Genomic DNA, 20820 nt, shown 5'->3' with positions numbered 1-20820 from the left:
GATTATTTTATTAAACCTTCCTCTTTTAAAAACTCTCTTGCTACTTTTGCTGGTGATTCCTTCAGGCTGTCAACTTTGTAATTAAGCTTTCGCATTTTATCATCTGTCAGTATACCAGCAAGTGAATTTAGTACTTCTTTTAGTTCGGGGTACTCTTTTAATGTCTCTTCTTTGACAATGGGAACAGCATAATAAGGAGGGAAGAAGTTTTTATCATCCTCTAATACCTTTAATCCAAATTCTTCAATTAACCCATCAGTAGAAAAGGCATCGATGACATCACTCTTATGATTATCAAGCGCAGTATAGCGCAATCCACCGTCTATCGCTTTTACATCTTTAAACTTCAAATTATAGGTCTTAGAAAGACCAATTAATCCATCCTCCCGATTTGGAAATTCAATGGTAGGACCCATAATCATGCCTTCACTTACTTTAGCAAGATCGGAGATGTTGTTTAAATTATATTGTTCAGCCGTATCTTGACGTACTGCTAATGCATATGTGTTATTGAATCCAAGAGGTTTTAACATGTCGATACCAAACTTCTCCTTGAATTCTTTTTTTACATAGTCATAAACCTTGTCAGGATCACTTTGTGGGCTTTGATTGAGAATATTTACAAGTCCGGTCCCTGTATATTCTACAAACATATCTACATCACCATTTTTGATAGCACTAAAAGCTACCTGTGAGCCGCCGAGATTCATTTTTCTTTCTACCTCAATATCCGTCTTACCTTCAATTAAATCAGCCAACATATTCCCAAGAATCAATTGTTCAGTGTAATTCTTTGAGCCTACGACAATTTTATCTGCAGCATTTGCCTTTGAATAAACGGTAAAGGCACCAGCAGCAACTATGAATATACTAGCAAATGCGATTACGATACGCTTTACTTTGCTACTCGTTTTAGATGCGGATTTTCGTTTATTTGTGTAGGAAAATGACGTTTCAAGTTTACCAACAACAAAGTCGATTAAAAGGGCAAGGATACAGGCTGGAATTGCACCTGCAAGAATCATGTAATTATCAACGGTCTGTACACCAGAGAATACGAGATAACCAAGGCCTCCTGCACCCACGAATGCTGCGATGGTCATCAATCCGACTGCTGTTACGGCAGAAATTCTGATACCCGCCATAATCATCGGAAAAGCTAACGGCAGCTGAACCTTTTTCATTGTTTGACTCTTGGTCAGACCGATACCTTTGGCGGCTTCCAGAATGTCAGGATCTATATTCGTTAATCCTGTATAGGTGTTCTTTACGATTGGAAGAAGTGAATATAGGACAACCATTACAATGGCAGGTGCACTGCCAATACCAATAAAGGGAATTAAGAATCCAAGTAAGGCCAAACTTGGTATTGCCTGGATGACGTTCGTTGTTCCAATAATCGGCTTTGACAGCTTTGGCTGCCGTGAGATCAAAATGCCTAACGGAATCCCGATAATTACCGCAACGAGGACGGAAATAATACTTAAATAAATATGTTGGCCTAGTAAATCAATAATCTGTTCGTAGTTTCCACTTAAATAGTTATAAAAGTCACTCATTAAAAGGCCACCTTCAAATCAATTAGTTGGCTGCTTAAAGCCGATAAAATACTGCTTCTGGTTATAAGTCCAGTTAATTGCTTCGAATGATTAATAACAGGCACATAGCCAATTTTATGTTCATTCATCGTTGCCAAAATGGAAATTAAGTTACTATCCTCAGATACAGCTAGTACATTTTTCTCCATAACACTATCAATCTCAGAATTTCGGTTTAGTAGTTGAATTCCTTTTAAAGTCACCAATCCTATTAAAATATTATTTTTGTCGGTTACCATTAAGCTGTCGACCTTGTTGGATTTCATTATCTCAATAGCCTGTAAAACGGTTCGCTTAGTAGTAATCTTTACAGGGTTAGGAATCATAATATCTTCAGCCATTAATAATTCAGGGTTATTCCAAACTCTTCTCTTTCCTATAAATCCTTCGACAAATTCATTGGCTGGGTTCTTGAGAATATTTTCAGGAGTGTCGAACTGGAGAATATCGCCGTCTTTTAATATACAAATTTTGTCGGCTATTTTTATGGCTTCGTCCATATCATGGGTGACAAAAATGATGGTTTTGTTTAGTTCCTTTTGCATTTGAACCAGTTCATCCTGCAGCGAGTTTCTTGTTACGGGATCCAAGGCACTAAAGGGTTCATCCATTAAAATAATATCTGAATCCGTTGAAAAGGCTCTTGCTACCCCAACTCTTTGCTGCTGTCCGCCACTTAATTCCTTTGGAAAACGGTCTAAGAATTCACTAGGATTTAATCCAACTACATGGAGAAGTTCCTCGGTTTTCTCAGCAATTCTATTTGGGTCTTCACCTTTTAGTTTTGGGATTAATTCCAAATTCTCTCTAATCGACATGTGGGGGAAGAGACCTGTATTTTGGATGACATAGCCAATATTTCTCCTTAACTCGATGGCATCTATATTGGAAATATCCTTACCGTTCACAAAAATCTTACCTGCAGATGGCTGAATTAATTTATTAATCATCTTTAGTAATGTCGTTTTCCCACAGCCGCTGGGTCCAATAAAAACAACGAGTTGACCAGCTTCAATATCAACCGAGAAAGGCTTAATAATCGTTTTATTTCTATATTTCTTTACAATATCTTTAAACTCTATCAAATTCATTCCTCCTAAAAAATAATAACGGTTGCGAATATCAACAACTTAATCTTAACGTATAGGTTGTTGGTTTGTCGAATCGAGCTCTATTTTTTCGGTCACATTTTTGCCAGATAATAGAACGTAAAATTTTCGGAATATAAAGAAAAATGTTAAGATGGAAATAAAAAAGGAAGCTTAGTGAAAAGAGGGGGAAAGTAAATTGGAATATATAAAAGAAAAGCTTAGTATTAAATTTTTCCTCTTCCTTGGGTTGGCATTTGTTTTAATACACATTCCGATAATAGGTGATTATTTTAGAATTATTAATACGGTGATCCATGAATCTGGTCACGCATTTATTGCTCTATTTGGGGGTAATGTTGAATCCATTTCATTGTTTATGAATGGAGATGGAGTTACACACGGCACACAATCAATTTGGATTATTGACTTTATCACTTGTGCAGCAGGTTATTTGATTTCATCGTTGATGGCATATGTATCATTTTGGTTAATTAAAAAGAAAAAACATACACTTTTTATCGATATGCTTTTAGGTTTGATTGTAATCAATTTTATCTTATGGGTCCGTAATTTCTATGGTTTATTCTGGCTTGCATCCTTTGGTACTTTATTTCTAGCCTTGCTTATTAAAGGAAGTCAAAAGGTAATTCAAAACCTTGTATTGTTAATTTCCTGTGTCATTTTAGTAGAATCTGTAAGTACCGCATATGATATTTTCATCATTAGTTTAATTCAGCCGCATGCAGCTGGGGACGCAACAAACTTATCTCAATTAACAGCATTTATACCAGCTCAAGGATGGGGGATATTCTTCTTTGCTCAGTCACTTTTTTTCATCTTTCTTGGATTCAAGAGAGGATTGTTCAGTATTGGTGCGGTAGATGTACAGCCGAAATATCAGTTAGAAGGAACAAAAGATTATTATTAAAAAAACTCACCGTAATGGCGAGCTCCTTCTATATTAATAGTAATAAGGGAATGGGAAGAAAAATGGGAATACAAAGACATTGTATGGAAAGCGGCGTCTTCTAAAACGGCGGAACCTGCGTCTTCCGTAACCACCGTACCCGCCATATCTCATGTCATCGGAGTCGTCATCGACATCCTCAGGAACGAGCATTGTAACTCCTTCATCATCCATGTCTTGGAGTATACCATTCATTTGAGTGCCATCGTTCATTTGACCAACCACATGATAATTCATATAACGCTGGCATGTATTCATGATATTTCGATAATCGTTATATTCTTGACCCTGATAGCCTGGATTGCCAATAGGTCCATAGTGAATATTATTCATTATATTCGCCTCCTCGCCCATATATTATTCAGGGCAAAGGAATTAGTGACAGATAAAAATCAGAATCCTTAGGGTGTATTAATATTTTTATAAAAGCAACATAGGATAGATTAATGTGGTTTTTCAACCGTTAGAGGAGGGGATACATTGGATATTCTTGAAGTTATTAAAAGCCGGCGAAATATCAAAAAATTTAAATCCGATTCTGTTCAGCTTGATTTGATATACTCATGGTTAGAGGCAGCGAAAATGGCTCCTAATCACAGAATGACAGAACCCTGGGAAGTATATTTTATCGGTCCTGATACGAGGGCAAAACTTAAACATAAGACGGATTTTGGAAATGCGCCTATACTTATTGCAGTAGTATCTAAACATGGTGCCTCGGCGGTTGAGAAAGAGGAAAACGCCTTGGCAACAGCTTGCTTTGTTCAAAACTTTAATTTAGCGGCATGGTCCGAAGGTGTAGGTACTTTCTGGTCATCTATCGGAATTACTGCAAAAAACCAGGAAATACTAGAAGTTCCTGAAAATTATGACCTAGTTGGTGTATTGGGAATTGGTTATCCTAAAATTATTCCAGAAGCTAAATCAAGAACATCCATCATGAATAAAGTAAAAAATTTACCTTAATGAGAAGAGACAACCTCAAAAATGTGGTTGTCTCTTTTTATTTAGCTAATTTATTGTTGAATAGCGTTTTGATATTCTGTCGTTAGATTATCCATGATTTGCTGGACAGGGAGGATTTCCTTGATTTCATCTACCCGTGCACCAGCAAAGACAAGTCCATTTTCCACATCTCCGCCAACAGATACAAGTAAGGAATCGAGCGTACAGAAACGATAGGAGCAATTTTTTAAACAATCATGGCATTTGGCAATTTTTAATTTGTCTGGGCCACTGATTAATTTAGAAAAGTTATTAGAAATTACTCTCCCGTGTAAGCCGACAGTTGTTTTGACTAACAAAGTATCCTCTTTACGAGCATCAACATATTTCTGTTTAAATGCAAGCGGAGCGTCACATTCTTCACTTGCTACAAATCGGGTGCCCATCTGAACCCCAGAAGCCCCCATTGAAAGGGCTTTGGCGATATCCTCACCAGTCATGATACCACCAGCAGCAAGAACAGGAATCGATACAGCTTCCACTACTTCTGGAAGTATGTCAAACATCGGTCTGTCAGTTCCAAGATGTCCGCCAGCCTCGAAGCCTTCTACCACTACCGCTGCAGCGCCGAGTCTTTCTGAAATTCTTGCTAATTTGGCTGAAGAAACAATCGAAATAACGGGTATGCCAGCCTGTCTGCCCCAAGCATACATATCTCTTGAAATTCCTGCCCCTGAAATAATAAAATCAACTTTTTCTTCTAGAGCCGCTTTCATTTTTTCTGCAAAATCATTCATTGCAAACAGGACATTTACGCCAATATAACCTGCGTCTTTTACAAGACTTTTTGCTTTTCTAATATGATCACGCATTTCATCCGTTGTAATACCAGTACCTGAGATAATTCCAACTCCTCCAGCATTTGCAACCGCAGAAGCCAGTTTACTTAATGAAATACCAACACCCATTCCTCCTTGAAAAACCGGAACCTTTGGCATGATATGTGCAATTTTTAATTGTGGAAAGTTCAATTTATAACCCCGTTTCATTGTTTAAGAATTTAAAACTTACCCTGAATACTATCATGAATCTTTTTTTGTGTATGTGATTTTTATCATCAGGTCCTAAAAGTTGGTTGTAGAATTTATTACCAATAAATAGTTAATTAAGCATAGGACATTTCGATTATTATTTTGAAATTGTAAATTCACTGACATAGAAAGTAATTTATATTCAATCACTCTGTAATATTACTGAGGTAAAATAGTGTAAATACAATCTAAAAATTTTATTACAATATCTTTTTGTTTTGGAGGGATAGGATGGCTTCGACTACAAGTAGAAGTAAGTATTTTGATAATGCAAAATTTATTTTAATTTTTCTTGTTGTTTTCGGACATATGATTAGCCCTTATAAGGATCAAGATAAGGTTTTATTTACTTTATATACCGTGATTTTTCTATTTCATATGCCAGCATTTATTTTGATTTCCGGATATTTTGCCAAAGGTTTTAAAAATAAAGGGTACTTGCTTAAATCTGTTCAAAAGATCTTGATTCCTTATTTTATTTTTCAGATTATCTATTCTGTGGTTTATTTTTTAGTGGGGAAGGAAAAAACGCTTGAATTTAATCTGTTCCAGCCTCATTGGTCATTGTGGTTTTTACTAAGTTTATTTTTCTGGAATTTACTGCTGTATGTATTTGCGAAATTAAAATGGGTGGGTTTGCTCATCTCGGTTTTATTAGGAATTGCAATTGGTTATTTTGAAGATGCAGGAAGTTTTATGAGTATATCTCGGACGTTTGTTTTCTTTCCATACTTTCTGTTAGGTTTCTTATTAAACGGGGACCATTTAAAACGAATCATTGGGGCAAAGTATGCTGTTCCAGCGGGAGTTATCATTATCATTTTTACGTTTTTATATTTTGGCTCAAGTTTTCCTGAAAATGCTGTTCCATGGCTGTTAGGGGACACCTCTTATGAAAACATGGGAGGAATGCAGCTTACGGACGGACTGCTGCGTGCTTGGCAATATGTTTTAACTTTAATTGTCGTTTTTGGCTTCTTGCCATTAATCCCATCGAATCAGTACCGAATAACGAAAATAGGTGAAAGAACACTATATGTTTACTTGTTCCATGGGTTTATCATTAAGTCCATTCAATCTATTTTACCGGATGCCATTTCAGAAAATTATTTATTTTTAATTGTCTTCTCCTTTATGGTTTGCATTGTACTTGGCAGTTATATGATTAAAAAATATACACAGCCCCTTGTTGAATTAAAAATATAAGAGCCGAATGTGTTCTGAACACACATTCGGCTCTTTTTTTGTCTAGCATAAGCCCCTATGCAAGGCGCTTATGCTTTTATAGTTACCCTAAAAACCCAAATAACGAACTAACCAAATTCTTCTTTTTTCTATTAAGCTTTCCATGTTCTAATACTAGAGGTTTTTCAGGGAGGGTGGTTTTCATAATTTCAAAAAGCTGTGATTGTAGGGATTCCACTTTTTTTGTTAAGTCTATGACTTGACTCTGTAATTCTTCTATTTCCCTGCGGTGCTGCAGGAGCTGATAGGAGGCGACAGAATCTGCTTTTGAGTTTACCTTTGCTTCTAATTCGTTAACAATGGTATACAATCTTTCCAGTTCTGCGTTTGGCTCAGGAGCTGCTTTAACAGTTCCTTTCCTAGTTTTCTTTTCCTGAACAGGTGCAATTTCTTGAAGTAAGGTCCCATTTTGAATTTGTGTTTGAATGTTTCTTAGAAGATCAATATCCTCGTTATTAAAATGATAATGTCCCCGTTCATTACGCTCCATTGGCAGTTCAAGCTGTTTTACCCATCGTTGAATGGTACTTGCTGATACCCCTAATAATTTTGCTACTTCACTAGTGTTCATAATGATCCCCTCCACTTGAAAAATTTGACCATAGCAGCAAGTGTCGTGACGATTTTACTCCCAGAACTTCCACCATTTCTTTTCCCGTGCAGCGGCTACATCACGAAAACTTGTTAATAAATCCTGAAAAGCAGCTTCTCTTTGCGTGATTTCATTTCGGAATTGGTCACGTTCTTTCCCGCGATCTTCACGGTCCTTTTCGATAACTTCCGATAAACTCATGATTTCTGTATTTGTAATATCTACGTAGTGAGCAAGTTCCTCCGTAGATTCAGACAATTGCTTTGATAACGTATAAATCTCTTCAGAAGTTTCGTGTGAGGCATTGACAATACTTTTTGATAAATAATGAAGTCTTTCTGTCGTCTGTTCTGCTGATTTTTCAATGTGTTCCGAAAGTCCCTCAATTTCTGCTTTTGTCGAAGCTGACGATTTATAGATGGAATCAGAAATGGACTTCACTGTATAGAATGTACCTTTAGAGATTTCCTTTTTTACTTCTTCTACTACCTCTTTACGGAGAACACTTCGAATTTCATCTTTTACCTCACTTAAGAAGGTTTGCTTATAAGTATCCATGGCATCGAAAAATTGATCTGCATTCTTAATAGCATTTTCCTCATTCGTTACTTCGGGCATGGTTTCTGAAACAATTGGCAAAGAGGAGGAAGGGGGTTCAGAAATCTCGTTTTCTACTGGTTCATCCTTCGTTTGTAAGTTTTGTAGGATCATCTCTGTGCTTAATTTATTTTCGTACATTTGTTTAATATCCAAGAGTAAATCTAATTCTACCTCCGAATATATTCTAGCGCCTTGTCTGGTCCTGGGTATATCAAGATATTCCTCAAGTTCCTTTTCCCATTTTTTTAATGTAGCTGGCTTAACATTTATTTTTTTGGAAACTTCCTTTAACGTGAAAGTTCTCATAATATTCAAATCCCTTCTATCCAATTTACGGTAAAACATCTATGGATAGTAAATTCTATAAGGTGCACCCCATTTTCCTGCAGGGTGACAAAAGCTATCAAAACAAGACGGATAACACGAAATACCAACAAATTCATGCAAAAAAAGCTGTGCATATGCACAGCTTTCGCTTACTCGATAATCCCTAATGCTTTTAATCCATTATAGATACCTGATTCTGTTACGGAAGTGGTTCTATGTTTAGCATATTGAAAGAGGTCCGGATGGCCATTTCCCATTGCAAATCCTTCACCAACACTCAGAAGCATTTCTTTGTCATTCATTCCATCACCGAATGCAATAGCATTTTCCTTCTTAAGTCCAAGGTGCTTCAGGACATATTGAACACCAATGCCTTTATTGACTTGATCTCTTATCACGTCATAACAATGAAGCATACCTTCAAGATTTACTTGTGATAAGTGGATTTGATCTTCATGTTTATATAATGCAGTATCCTTTGTTTTTAAATTGATCAAGGTCATTCCGAGAACTTCATAATCGTTTGATGGTGAATAGGAGTCATTCTTATGTAAGTGAAACTTTTCTATAAATTCTTTTACACCATCTGTTTCTATATCAGAAAATATATTTTGGTCTTTCGTATACAAAACAAGTTCATGTTGATTTTTTTTCGCAATATCAATAAATTGTTTGACACTTTCCTTGTTCATTGGCTCTTGAAATAGGTCTTTACCTTGATAAATGGCAAAAGCACCGTTATACCCAATAAGGGAATGGACATTTAACTCTTTCGCAAGTTCCCTGATTTCATGTAAAGGTCTGCCAGTGGCTAAAAAAACCTCTATTCCTTTTTCTTGAACCTGACGAATTGCATTGATCGTAGTATCCTCGATGGTATCATCCGGCATAATGATGGTTCCATCAATATCTAAAAATAAAACCTTATAATCAGACATTAAACCTCTCCTTAAATTATGTATATTCTTTCAGTTTATCATGTTTATTTAAGAGATAAAACATACGGACTGAGGAATAATAGGTAAAACTGGCTTGGAAAAAAGGGAGGCTTTACTGCATGTTAAAACTAGTAGTTCTTCTTCTTCTTCTCATTTGCTTGCCTGACCAGGTTTTTTCACAGCAAAAGGTACCTATCTTAGTTTATCATTCCATTGATAATTATTCCGGTCTAGGGTCCAAAGAGTTATTTGTAACTCCCGAGAATTTCGAAAAGCAAATGATCTATTTGAAAAATCAGGGATATACGTTAGTAACATTCGAACAGTGGAATCAACTTGGTAAAATAAAGAAACCTATTTTTCTAACCTTTGATGATGGGTATAAAAATAATCGTAACGCTTTTGAGATTCTCCAGAGGTTAAAGGATGAAACTTTTAAGCCAAAAGCAACTTTTTTTGTAATATCGGATTTTGTCGGTAATGTAAATCGGTTAAATATTTCAGAATTAAGAATGATGTCGGACTCTGGTGTTATTTCTGTTCAGTCGCATACAGCTACACATCCAGATTTGACAAAGTCAGAAAATCTCCACTATGAATTAAAAGGATCGAAGGAGAAAATAGAAAAGATAACAGGGAAACCTGTCATTGCCCTAGCCTATCCATATGGAAGTTATAATGAACGTACAGCTTCAGAAACGAAAAAGTTTTATTCATTTGGATTGACGACAACACCAGAAATTTATTCGAAAAAGGATATCAAAAACGAGGATTTTTACCTGCCGCGACTGTATGTTAAGTATTCAACCAATTTAAAAGAATTCGCAAAATTAATTACAAAATAAAAAAGGGACAAAGTTGTCAAATATCGATGAAACATGAGCAAACACTAGAGAAATCATTGTTTTTATTTAAAATTGGAGATTAGGCAGTTAATTTAGGCGAATATCACTCTTTACAAGTAATCAGGTTGAGGATAAAATTATCGTCATAATCAATATTAAATTAAATATTTCGGCCAAAACCCATCAAAATGGGTACGGAGGAACCAATTTATTGGGGCTAATTCTACTATTGTAGAAGGGATGAGAATTTCTTTCGCCATCCTACCCGTCAGCTAACTTCGTCGGCTAAAGCGAAGGAGGTCATGGACCGCCAAGTACAGGGGCTTTTTTGTTTTGATTAACACTTTAAGCAGCTTGATTTACTGTTGGTCTTTTATTATGCCTATTTTAGGGAACAGGTGAAGAAAATGACATTAAAAGATTATTTAACAAAGCTAAAGATAGGTTTGCCAAAAACAATGGTCCATTTGGATAAGAAGGTATACGAAGCCGGAAGTGTTATTAACGGTACCATTGAGATAACAGGCGGCCTGTTAAAAAATAAAATAAAAAGATATGATATCGATCTAGTAGGGATTGATTCCCAGGCATTTGTAGAAGAAATAGTAAATAGTCATTCCGTTTTCTGTTCTTTTGAGTGTAGTCCAAACCAGACTGGAAAAATTTCGTTCTTAATCAATGTTCCTGACGATATTAAAAAAAATCAAGAAACCTTTAACTATTCTTTAATCATTAATATTGATTTAGGAAATGCAAACAATATTACGCAAAATGTCCCAATTATGATAGATGCCGTTTCTTAGTATGTATCTATTAAACTAGTTATTTAATGTAAATCGGAACATTATCCTATTTATTGATATAGCATTGTAAACTACTAGAAATTAGGCTGTAAACAATCACCGTTATAATGAAGGTAACATTAGACTTTATTAGGCGGGTGCAATGATGGAAGACACAATGGTTAAATCCTATTTACAGAAATCACTAGAAGAGTGGAAGGATGATATTTCATCAGTCCTTATCGAAATTGATAAAGAATATGAAGAAGTGGCACAAGAGTTAAAGGTATATTCTTACAAATACGGGATTACCAAGCAAGTCATTCAATCAACGGTGAACGAAGAAATTATTGAAAGTATACGACAAAGGTATCATAAACCGTTTGAGGAAAGTTATAACCAATTAAAAGAGTATATAAAAGACCTAGAAGAGAAGCAGCGAGTTTTTCACATGTTTGTTCAAAAAATTGATGAAGTGAATCGTAAGGAATCTGCAAAGAATCCTATTTAATTATAAAGGATAACAGTCTGGTCCAAATGGATCAGGCTTTTTTTGTCGGCAAGTGAAAAAGCTTTGCATATAGTAATTAACACAGATTCTCACAGAGAGGTGTTGAAGCATGATTACTGCAAGGATCGGAAGTAAGTGGTATACACTGCCGGACAATCTTGAGGAATATTTTCAAAAATTTCGGTCTCAGGTTATCGGCAATCATCAGGAATTTGACTCGCCGTACGGAAGAAAACCTATAATATATGCTGATTGGACGGCAAGCGGAAGATTATTTCGACCAATTGAACAAAAGGTTTCAGAGGTATTTGGTCCTTTTATGGCCAATACTCATACGGAATCAAATATTACGAGTTTAATGATGACGGGTATCTATAATCAATCAAAAAAAATCATCAAGGAACATGTAAATGCCAATGATTTCGACGCTGTCATTCTTGATGGATTTGGAATGACATCTGTAATGAACAAATTACAGAGAATAATTGGGGTTCGAGTCCCGGAACAATGGAAAGACAGTATTAAGCTTTCAGAAGAGGATAGGCCAGTTGTTTTCCTCACACATATGGAGCACCATTCCAACCAAACTTCATGGCTTGAGACATTAGCGGATGTTGAGATTATTAGACCTGACTCAGAAGGTCTAGTAGATGTTAATCATTTGGAACAACTTTTGTTACAGTACCGTGACCGAGCGGTTAAGATTGGCTCATTTACAGCATGCTCGAACGTAACGGGAATCCAGACTCCTTTTCATAGGATGGCCAAAATCATGCATAAGCACGGAGGTCTTTGCTTTGTGGATTTTGCTGCCTCAGCTCCCTATGTGAAGATGAATATGCACCCAGATGACCCTATGGAAAAACTCGATGCCATTTTCTTTTCTCCGCATAAATTTTTAGGTGGACCCGGTACGAGCGGTGTCTTAATTTTTGATAAAAGAATTTATACAAATAAGGTGCCAGATCATCCGGGAGGGGGGACGGTGACATGGACAAATCCATGGGGTGGACACCAATACATTAACGAAATTGAGCATCGTGAGGATGGAGGAACACCAGGGATCCTTCAGGCAATCCGTACAGCGTTATGTATCAGATTAAAGGAACAAATGGGAATAGAACAAATTTTAGCGAGAGAAAAAGAACAGCTCGAGCTGCTTTTATCTGGATTAGGGAATATTCCTAATCTGCATGTATTAGAGAGTCATCAACGCAATCGAATCGGAATTGTTTCATTTACTATTACGGATATTCATTACAATCTTATTGTACGTTTACTAAATGATCGATATGGATTTCAGGTTCGCGGTGGCTGCTCTTGTGCAGGAACATATGGTCATTATTTATTGGAAATTGACAAACATAAATCGAAGCATATCGCTGAACAAATTGATCAGGGAGATCTATCTACTAAACCAGGGTGGGTCCGGTTTTCATTGCACCCAATTATGGCCAATGCGGAAATTTTATTGTTTGTTGAGGCCATGAAAGAGATAACTAGGAACATTGATGATTGGAAAAAGGATTATATTTATGACCCAGTCAGTAATGATTATTTCTATAATCAACACAACCGAAAGGATATGGCACCTTTTTTTGATCTAACTTGATATCTTTTATGGTAGGCAACGGTTCCGATATTCCAACATATGTTATAAGAAAAAAAGGTGGGATATCATGATTCATATTGTGAAGCGGGGCGATACCCTTTATCAAATTTCTTTGGATTATCGGGTAAGCCTCGCTAGTCTTTATGCAGCAAATCCCGGGGTCAACTACCAGCAATTATATGTAGGACAAAAAATTCAAATCCCTGGTCTGCCAGATCCCAATACGATTCCCTTTTCGATTCAAATTTCGATTGGAAAAAGACGACTCTCATTATACCGGAGTGGCAAGCTGGAGAAAATCTATCCGATCGCCGTTGGAAAAATGCTGAGTGCTACCCCAACAGGTGATTTTGTAATTGTTAACCGGCAAATGAATCCGGGTGGACCATATGGTGTTTTATGGCTTTCATTATCCAAACAAGGCTATGGTATTCACGGCACCAATAATCCGAGTTCGATAGGTAAAGCTGTATCGGCGGGGTGTGTTAGAATGCATAACCGGGATGTTCTTCAGCTTGCCGAAAAGGTTCCCAACGGCACAAGGGTAATAATCCGGCCGTGAAATGAGTGACCACTTTGTTAAATATAGGCTGTTTTCGCATTGATTGTTGTTTTATAACAGATTTAACTGAGGATCTTTAAAGAGGTGGCTGATTTGGGCAAACCGCATGAGTAGCCAGAAGGACTGGTATTTAATCGAGGGTCTTGAGGACAAATCGCATGAGTGGAAAGAGAGATTTGTCTTTAATCGAGGGTCTTGAGGACAAATCGCATGAGTGGAAAGAAAGATTTGTCTTTAATCGAGGGTCTTGGGGGCAAGTCGCACTCACGCCCCTACATTCGGACACAGTTACCTTTGTACCCACCAAACTATGTCTGAAATAAACTCTTAGTGAACAATTAGGTTAAAAAGCAACACAGTTTAAAGAGCCTAAATATAAAAGGATTTTGGTCACTCATAGCCATCATGAATGACCACTTTGTTAATTTTAACAAGAGTTTAGTCAATCATACCTTTTATGAGTGACTTTGTTTATCACTACCCCATTTGTCCTTACCGTAACCTCTGGAAGGTTTCCATAAGTTCAAACGAAGTTATATCCTCATAATTACATTCATCACCATACATCCCTATATCTCTAAGCTTTCTTCCTTTGGTTTGAATAGGTGAGTCAAAAAGCAAAATTACCTCAATCAAAAATCTCACCTCCATAAAAGGGGAGGTGAGATTTTTGTTGGTTACTTGTAGATTACAATCGAACCAACTGATTTGTCTTTTGCTTGTCCATTTACACGAACCTTAAGTCCGAAGTTACCAATATTACGGCCAGCATCTGGCATGAATGTATTCATAAATGAGTTGCTGTCATTAAATAGAGAAACCGCTGGCTGACTTGGTCCAAACAATGTTTGAAGACCTGGATAGTTAAGATTTAATTCAGAAGTTGGATTTAAACCAAAAGCTGCATCTGCGATGTGGTAACGAGAAGATGCTTGGGCTGGTGCTGAACCATTGGCAAAGCTCCATAGTAAGTCTGTATTTGCATGAGCATCTACAACTCCTACAAAGCCTTCACCAGGATGTGTGCCTGTCCAGTTGTCTGTATAAGTAGGGTCTACATACCAGACGACAAGACCTCCATCATAGCTCATTAACGATTGTCCGCGTTTGATATTGGCTAGACCTTGGTCAACCCCTGCATGGTTACGCCATTCTAATAGGTAGTAGTGATCAGAGTACTTATTTCCGTCTGATTTTTCAAAACCATTTAAAGTAAATGCTGATGTTGTTTCTGCACCATCAACCACAACAGATTTTCCATCTGCTGTAACGTTAATGTTATCAACATAGAAGCCTTTTTCTGAAGTACCCCAGTCAGTAATATAACGGAAGCGAAGTTGTACTTTTTTACCTGCATAAGCATCTAGATTAAACTCTTGTTTCTTCCAGCCTTCACTATCACCTGTAAAACCAGGAAGGGCAGGAGCGATTGTAGGATATGCTTCTGGTACTGCACTTGAAACAGTGTTTGTATTGCCTATAGATTTCCATGATGCACCGCTATCCTCAGAGACTTGTACAAAAGCAAAATCCCAATCCTGTTCTATTTGATACCATGCATCAAATTCTAAAGTTGCAGAGGTCTTTCCTGTTAAGTCCACAGTTGTAACCATGTTTGTATCTATTTCATCTTGCTGTCCGCCCCAGTACTCGAAGTAGCCAGTGGCAGGAGTATTAATATTTGTAGCCTTTTGCGGCAAGTTTACTTTTGCAGCAATTGCGTTTTTGCCATTTGGAGAGTTTGCTTGATCAAGTAATACTTGTGTTCCTTTTGTAGATACTTCATTCCAGTCTAATTCAACAGTATCATTTGTCCAGTTTCCACCTAGGTAGGATTGGAAATATGATTTTGCTAATGGGGAGAATCCAGTTGGCTCGGTACCGCCAATTTTACCTGCCCATGAACCACTTGCCATAATCGACCAGTACGCTACTGCTTCACCAGTACCAGAATAAATTGTGTCATATTCATCTGGGTAGCCTAAATCATGACCATACTCATGTGCGAACACTCCAGTTGCACCGTCTTCAGGCATCATTGTGTAATCGTAAAAACCTGGTAAACCTTTGCCTAATCCATCAGTGTCAATAAATTTCGCTGAACGATGTGACCAGATGGCATCATTTCCTAATGAACCTCCACCAGCTTCTTGACCAACACCAGAGTGGATAATCATTAAGTGGTCGACTAAACCATCAGGCTCTTTAATATTTCCATCTCCATCTAAATCGTGAACATCCTCATTGTCATATTGATCTACTGGAACCCCAGCAGCTAATGCAGCTTTATAAGCATCAATTACTAACTGCTTAGATCCACCTGGAGTAACATTATCATGACCACCCGTAGCTTTATCTCCGCCATAATAAGCGGCAGTTCCTGGAACCTTTAACCAGCCAAATGCCTTACCATCAACTGAGTAAGTTCCGCCTGACTGCTCTTCATAAAATTGTTTCATGGAAACAAAATCTTCACCTTTCGGACCTTCTACACCATTTTCCCCAAAAATCATATCTTCAAAGTGTTCTAATGGATAATCTGAATAATAGTTATCCGTTTCATCAGGCTTAATGTTATTATGGGCAAAGTCAGAGTATTCGACAGCTAGGACAAGTACTTTGTCTTCTCTTTTTTCACCATTGTAAGCGGTTTCTTTTACGGGATCGGGATTCCCTTTTAAGTGTCCGTTTTTATTTCCATCTCCATTTAATAAACCATTGTTAAATTCTTTAAACTTACTTTGCTTTTCTGCTTCAGCAGCTTTTACTTTTGCTGCCAATGGGTCTGATTCCTTAACTTTTGATTGCTTCCCTTTTAACTCAAGGTAGTTCTTTAGGAAATTTTGCTTTACTTCTTCTGAAGCATTTTTTGAGAGGAGCCCTTGTTTAATAAAAGATTCTATTAATCTCTCTTCATTCACAATCGCTAGGTCAAGTGAGCTGTTTGAAGAAAAAGAAGAGGCTTCCGCTTTATGTATGAGTCCCACATCCTTAGATGAAGCATCAATACTCGGGAATCCTGCAAATAAAGTACCTGCAAGCATAACTGAAGAAAGGCTGGTTTTTATAAACTTATTCAAATTCATTCCCCATTTCAATTGTAGTACGGCCGTATTAATATAATATTTCGAAAATTAGGACAAAACAATAGGAATATTTCCCCGAATTATTAGCACTGTTCATTAGAAAATAGGTCTAATATCATGGTGTTTCGACAAAAAACTTGACTCTTTTGTAGTAATCTATCAAATTATAGAGAAAAATAAATGTGTTATGAAAATAATAATAAAGCATTTACATTTGAAATTAGATGTGCTTTTGTTAATAAGTATTTGAGTACAAAGGTGGAGTAATAACGGGACTAAAATTAAAATAAGGAACGAATTTAATAATTTTTTCTCAAGGAAGAAGACCATTCAATAAAATCTTTTTCATTATATGAAAATATCAAGGTGCATTTACAATTATTTCAATATATTAAAAATTAACTGCTTACAATCCCAAAAAGTGCCACAATCGACTAAAAAGTAGAAATACTTCAACAGGTTAATGGGTAAAGCTTTTGCATCTTGAACAGGATTTTTTGAACCAGAAATGGAATTGTAAACAAAATGTTGGAATGAAACGGGTTGTAATTCAAATACTACCATTAATACTGCTTAATGAAATGGGATATGTGTATGAAGAATTCAAAACGAAATAAAATACCCTTTATTATCTTGTTCCTTATCCATACAACTCTTCTTGGGGTTTCTTTTTATAAATCTAAAAATAAAAAACATTTATTTACTCTCTTAATGTCAAATATCGGTTTTGCCTATTTACTGGAGTTTTTTGTATTAAATCTTTTTAATGCTTATAAATATAAACCAAAAGTGATAAAAAATGATTTTTTTGATAATATTTTTGGTGCAATATTATCACAGGCCATTTTTGTTCCATTTACGGCTCTATTCTTAACTGCTTTGAAATTAGGATGGGTATGGAAATTACTTGGCGGCATATATTTTACACTGGTGGAGCTCTTATTTTTAAGGTTAAAAGTATATAAACATTATTGGTGGAAAACCGGTTACACCTTAATTTTGATTCCTTTATACTTTAACATCAGTGATTGGTGGAATATATTTTTAAGTAAGAAAAATCCGCTCATTCGCTTTATTTCGCTATTTTTAATGGTTATGGTTACAGAAGCAAATTTATTATTTCTCTTTGCGTCATCTCGTAAGATTCGTTTCGGATTTGGGAGGTATCATTCATGGACAGAGCATTTTATTATCGTCCCTTTGTATGCGATTTCCCTAGCTTTATTTTCAACCATGTCCTTCTTGAAAGAGAATAATTGGAGTGCAAAACTAAATGTTTTGGTCATGAGCGTTGGGTTAGATCAGTTTTTTAAAAAATTTAAACTCTCTAAAGAAAAATTTCATGGTATAGACTATTTTTCTATACGTATTTTAGTGATATTGCTTTATGGGCAATTTAGAGATTGGGTTTATGGAGAGAGAAAAACTGTTGAATTAGAGGATTTTGAGGTTGAAAGGTAACTGAAATAGTAAGTAATCGAGAGTAGACATAAAAAAAACGCCTTCAGGGCGCAGGATATTTATTGAAATCATTAAGTAATCATGATAATATTAATTTTGGTCTTGAAATATAATTATATAGAGAATAAAAATTCCCTAATATTATATTAGCACATCAAGGGATTGGTTGTCAAATATATAAGGGAAGAAAATTTGTCTGGAGAGTGGTCAAATGAGCGAAACCCTAAATAGGGACTTACAATTGGAGCAGGAACGAGTAAGTACAGTTATTAAGGAAATTGATAAGAAAAAGCAAAAACTCCAGCAAAATACTGGAGGAGTTAGTTCGGATGTACTAGAGCTTCGAAAGACTTTTTGGGAAGATGTAACGGTTAATATGGATGAGCCGGATGATGTGATCGAAACTGCAGCCAGCATAAAACAACAGGCAGAATTGTTATCAGAGCGGGAACGTACGTATAAACAAATGAATAAACAGCTCCGTATCCTTGAACGCTTAAGTTATTCCCCTTATTTTGGACGGATTGATTTTTTGGAAACGGGGGAGAACAACGTTGACCATGTATATCTCGGAATTGCTTCTCTTATGGATGAGAATGATGAGAATTTTTTAATTTATGATTGGCGTGCCCCTATTTCCAGCCTTTATTATGATTTTGCCCCAGGCCCAGCTTCTTATCATACGATGGACGGTAAGGTCGAAGGGGAGATGAATTTAAAAAGACAATATATGATTCGAGCTGCCAATATAAAAGCCATGTTTGATACAGGAGTAACCATTGGAGATGAAATGCTTCAAGAGGTTCTTGGAAATAACGCTAATGCACAAATGAAAAGTATTGTAGCTACTATTCAACGAGAGCAAAATTTAATTATTCGGAATGAAAGAAGCAAACTCCTCATTGTTCAAGGGGTAGCAGGCAGTGGTAAAACATCTGCTGCTCTTCAACGTGTTGCTTATTTGCTCTACCGGTATCGTGATACGTTGAAGTCTGAGAATATCATGCTGTTCTCACCGAATCCATTGTTTAACTCTTACGTTTCGACGGTACTCCCTGAATTAGGGGAAGAGAACATGGAGCAGGCTACCTTTATGGAATATTTAAATAATCGAATCGGGAATCAATTCGAAGTCGAGGACCCTTTTGACCAGATGGAATTTTTACTTAACAACAAGGAAGGGAATTCTGATTATCACGCAAGGGTTAAAGGGATTCGGTATAAATCAAGCTTAGCGTTTAAACAAATTATTGATCAATATGTAATTGATTTATCTAGAGAAGGTTTGCTTTTTAAGGACTTAATTTTCCGAGGCGAGATTGTTATTTCCAAGGAAGCGATCTATGATTACTTTTATTCGTTAGATAGTAGTTTTACCATCCCTAATCGACTGGAGATGGTAAAGGATTGGCTATTAAGAGAGTTAAAGAGAAGAGTCAAGCAGGAACGTTCAAAAAGCTGGGTCGAGGAAGAAATTCAATTTCTTGAAAAAGAGGACTATCTAGAGGTATACCAGGAACTGCAGGAGAAAGAACGTTTTACCGATAAGAGTTTTGATGATTTTGAACTGGAACAAAAGTTTCTTGCTGAAAAGGTCGTGAAGCAAAAATTTAGATCGTTATTTGCTCGAGTGAAAAGGTTGAATTTTATCGATATGCAGGGATTGTATAGTCAGTTATTTAAAAGGGGGGCTGATAATAAAGAAGTCCTTCTTGATGACTGGACACAGATATGTTTGCAGACGGTTGACCAATTAACAAATTTTAAAATTGCCTATGAGGATGCAACTCCTTTTGTCTACTTACAGGATTTACTGAAAGGCAGGAAATCAACAACTGGGATACGTCATATTTTTATTGACGAAGCACAGGATTATTCACCATTTCAGTTTGCGTTAATAGAAAGGCTTTTTCCTTATAGTAAAATGACACTACTTGGCGACTTCAATCAAGCTATCTTCTCAGGTGCGACAGGGTCACCTACGGTTATATCGGATTATGAAGAAGAGGGCGAAGACGTTGAGAAGATTATTTTGACAAAAACCTATCGTTCCACTAAGGAAATTGTAGAGTTCACCAGTTCCTTGATTGAAGGTGGAGAAAGTATCGAACCCTTTAATCGACATGGTAAAAAGCCAACAATAAAAAAAACTGAGCCACGCTTACTAAATGGTTTAATTCGAGATAAAATAAATGAGTTTTTTAAAGAAGGGCATAGGACAATAGCGGTTATTTGCAGGACGGCTGCAGAGAGTAAAAGAGTATATAATGCACTTAAGAATGAGGTTCCACTACATTTAATTGAGAAGGCTACCATCGCTTATGAAAAAGGCATCTTAGTAATACCTTCGTATTTAGCGAAAGGAATCGAATTTGACGCCGTAATTCTATATGACAGTTCTCAATATAGAAATGAAAGTGAACGAAAATTATTTTATACCGTCAGTACCCGTGCGATGCACAGGCTTCATATGTTCATAACAAATGATCTGAGCCCATTAATGAAGGATGTAGCGGAAACATTATACACGGTAGAATAAAGAACAAAAAAACAGCGTCCAAGATTAG

The 20820-nt window shown here is 36.4% G+C and carries 19 protein-coding genes and 1 riboswitch; of the genes, 10 read left to right on the top strand and 9 right to left on the bottom strand.

The features are described from left to right. Window positions 1-2 precede the first annotated feature (2 nt). Together MLOOGBEN_RS15040 and MLOOGBEN_RS15035 are read right to left on the bottom strand one after the other, a co-directional pair. Window positions 3-1559 carry an ABC transporter permease/substrate-binding protein gene (locus MLOOGBEN_RS15040; protein WP_179159083.1) on the bottom strand — a complete coding sequence of 519 codons (1557 nt, stop codon included), beginning with the start codon at window positions 1557-1559 and terminating at the stop codon, window positions 3-5. Next, window positions 1559-2689, bottom strand: a complete 1131-nt coding sequence (locus tag MLOOGBEN_RS15035) for an ABC transporter ATP-binding protein (RefSeq protein WP_256989114.1) — start codon at window positions 2687-2689, stop codon at window positions 1559-1561. Before MLOOGBEN_RS15035 ends, MLOOGBEN_RS15040 begins: the two co-directional genes overlap by 1 nt. 196 nt (window positions 2690-2885) lie before the next feature. Here MLOOGBEN_RS15035 and MLOOGBEN_RS15030 point away from each other — a divergent pair, with 196 nt between their 5' ends. Continuing rightward, window positions 2886-3617 (top strand): M50 family metallopeptidase, encoded by a 732-nt coding sequence (locus MLOOGBEN_RS15030; protein ID WP_179159081.1) that lies wholly within the window; start codon window positions 2886-2888, stop codon window positions 3615-3617. Window positions 3618-3650: 33 nt separating this feature from the next. Here the strand turns inward: MLOOGBEN_RS15030 and MLOOGBEN_RS15025 are convergent, their stop codons facing one another. Beyond that, window positions 3651-3989: a hypothetical protein gene (locus MLOOGBEN_RS15025; RefSeq protein ID WP_179159080.1), complete on the bottom strand. Its 339-nt coding sequence runs from the start codon at window positions 3987-3989 to the stop codon at window positions 3651-3653. Between the two features lie 147 nt (window positions 3990-4136). Here MLOOGBEN_RS15025 and MLOOGBEN_RS15020 point away from each other — a divergent pair, with 147 nt between their 5' ends. Then, a complete protein-coding gene (locus tag MLOOGBEN_RS15020; RefSeq protein ID WP_179159079.1) occupies window positions 4137-4622 on the top strand; it encodes a nitroreductase family protein in 486 nt (161 codons plus the stop codon). Between the two features lie 50 nt (window positions 4623-4672). Here MLOOGBEN_RS15020 and MLOOGBEN_RS15015 read toward each other — a convergent pair whose 3' ends face one another. After that, window positions 4673-5650: an NAD(P)H-dependent flavin oxidoreductase gene (locus tag MLOOGBEN_RS15015; RefSeq protein WP_179159078.1), complete on the bottom strand. Its 978-nt coding sequence runs from the start codon at window positions 5648-5650 to the stop codon at window positions 4673-4675. Window positions 5651-5923: 273 nt separating this feature from the next. On the opposite strand from MLOOGBEN_RS15015, the gene MLOOGBEN_RS15010 reads away from it, so the two are divergent. Then, window positions 5924-6898: an acyltransferase family protein gene (locus tag MLOOGBEN_RS15010; protein ID WP_179159077.1), complete on the top strand. Its 975-nt coding sequence runs from the start codon at window positions 5924-5926 to the stop codon at window positions 6896-6898. 82 nt (window positions 6899-6980) lie between these two features. On the opposite strand, the gene MLOOGBEN_RS15005 is transcribed toward MLOOGBEN_RS15010, so the two are convergent. The 3 genes from MLOOGBEN_RS15005 to MLOOGBEN_RS14995 all read right to left on the bottom strand — a co-directional run bounded on the left by MLOOGBEN_RS15005 (window position 6981) and on the right by MLOOGBEN_RS14995 (window position 9394). Continuing rightward, the gene (locus MLOOGBEN_RS15005; RefSeq protein WP_179159076.1) at window positions 6981-7508 is read right to left on the bottom strand and encodes a MerR family transcriptional regulator; all 528 of its coding nucleotides are present in this window, start codon (window positions 7506-7508) and stop codon (window positions 6981-6983) included. Window positions 7509-7562: 54 nt separating this feature from the next. Continuing rightward, window positions 7563-8435, bottom strand: coding sequence for a MerR family transcriptional regulator (locus tag MLOOGBEN_RS15000; RefSeq protein ID WP_179159075.1), 873 nt, complete (start codon window positions 8433-8435; stop codon window positions 7563-7565). A gap of 170 nt (window positions 8436-8605) precedes the next feature. Beyond that, window positions 8606-9394, bottom strand: coding sequence for a Cof-type HAD-IIB family hydrolase (locus MLOOGBEN_RS14995; RefSeq protein WP_179159074.1), 789 nt, complete (start codon window positions 9392-9394; stop codon window positions 8606-8608). Window positions 9395-9513: 119 nt separating this feature from the next. On the opposite strand from MLOOGBEN_RS14995, the gene MLOOGBEN_RS14990 reads away from it, so the two are divergent. From MLOOGBEN_RS14990 to MLOOGBEN_RS14970, 5 genes are all read left to right on the top strand, one after another. Then, window positions 9514-10239, top strand: a complete 726-nt coding sequence (locus MLOOGBEN_RS14990) for a polysaccharide deacetylase family protein (RefSeq protein ID WP_179159073.1) — start codon at window positions 9514-9516, stop codon at window positions 10237-10239. A gap of 161 nt (window positions 10240-10400) precedes the next feature. Then, window positions 10401-10541, top strand: a riboswitch (cyclic di-AMP (ydaO/yuaA leader). Window positions 10542-10646: 105 nt separating this feature from the next. Continuing rightward, complete coding sequence (locus MLOOGBEN_RS14985) at window positions 10647-11042, top strand: sporulation protein (RefSeq protein ID WP_179159072.1); 396 nt, start codon at window positions 10647-10649, stop codon at window positions 11040-11042. A 145-nt stretch (window positions 11043-11187) separates the two neighbouring features. Further along, window positions 11188-11532, top strand: a complete 345-nt coding sequence (locus tag MLOOGBEN_RS14980) for a hypothetical protein (protein ID WP_179159287.1) — start codon at window positions 11188-11190, stop codon at window positions 11530-11532. A 109-nt stretch (window positions 11533-11641) separates the two neighbouring features. Beyond that, a complete protein-coding gene (locus tag MLOOGBEN_RS14975; protein WP_179159071.1) occupies window positions 11642-13144 on the top strand; it encodes an aminotransferase class V-fold PLP-dependent enzyme in 1503 nt (500 codons plus the stop codon). Between the two features lie 67 nt (window positions 13145-13211). Continuing rightward, window positions 13212-13706 (top strand): L,D-transpeptidase family protein, encoded by a 495-nt coding sequence (locus MLOOGBEN_RS14970; RefSeq protein WP_179159070.1) that lies wholly within the window; start codon window positions 13212-13214, stop codon window positions 13704-13706. Window positions 13707-14198: 492 nt separating this feature from the next. Here the strand turns inward: MLOOGBEN_RS14970 and MLOOGBEN_RS14965 are convergent, their stop codons facing one another. Both MLOOGBEN_RS14965 and MLOOGBEN_RS14960 read right to left on the bottom strand, forming a co-directional pair. After that, window positions 14199-14342, bottom strand: a complete 144-nt coding sequence (locus MLOOGBEN_RS14965; protein WP_179159069.1) for a hypothetical protein — start codon at window positions 14340-14342, stop codon at window positions 14199-14201. 41 nt (window positions 14343-14383) lie between these two features. After that, on the bottom strand, window positions 14384-16792 hold the full coding sequence (locus MLOOGBEN_RS14960; protein WP_256989113.1) for an immune inhibitor A: 2409 nt from the start codon (window positions 16790-16792) through the stop codon (window positions 14384-14386). A gap of 594 nt (window positions 16793-17386) precedes the next feature. On the opposite strand from MLOOGBEN_RS14960, the gene MLOOGBEN_RS14955 reads away from it, so the two are divergent. Both MLOOGBEN_RS14955 and helD read left to right on the top strand, forming a co-directional pair. Continuing rightward, window positions 17387-18253, top strand: a complete 867-nt coding sequence (locus MLOOGBEN_RS14955; RefSeq protein ID WP_179159067.1) for a hypothetical protein — start codon at window positions 17387-17389, stop codon at window positions 18251-18253. 211 nt (window positions 18254-18464) lie between these two features. Beyond that, on the top strand, window positions 18465-20792 hold the full coding sequence (gene helD, locus MLOOGBEN_RS14950; RefSeq protein WP_179159066.1) for an RNA polymerase recycling motor HelD: 2328 nt from the start codon (window positions 18465-18467) through the stop codon (window positions 20790-20792). Window positions 20793-20820 lie beyond the last annotated feature (28 nt).

Origin of the sequence: Bacillus sp. EB106-08-02-XG196, from assembly GCF_013396335.1 — a bacterium.
Classification (GTDB): domain Bacteria; phylum Bacillota; class Bacilli; order Bacillales; family Cytobacillaceae; genus Neobacillus.
This window is presented reverse-complemented; position numbering and strand designations above follow the sequence as displayed.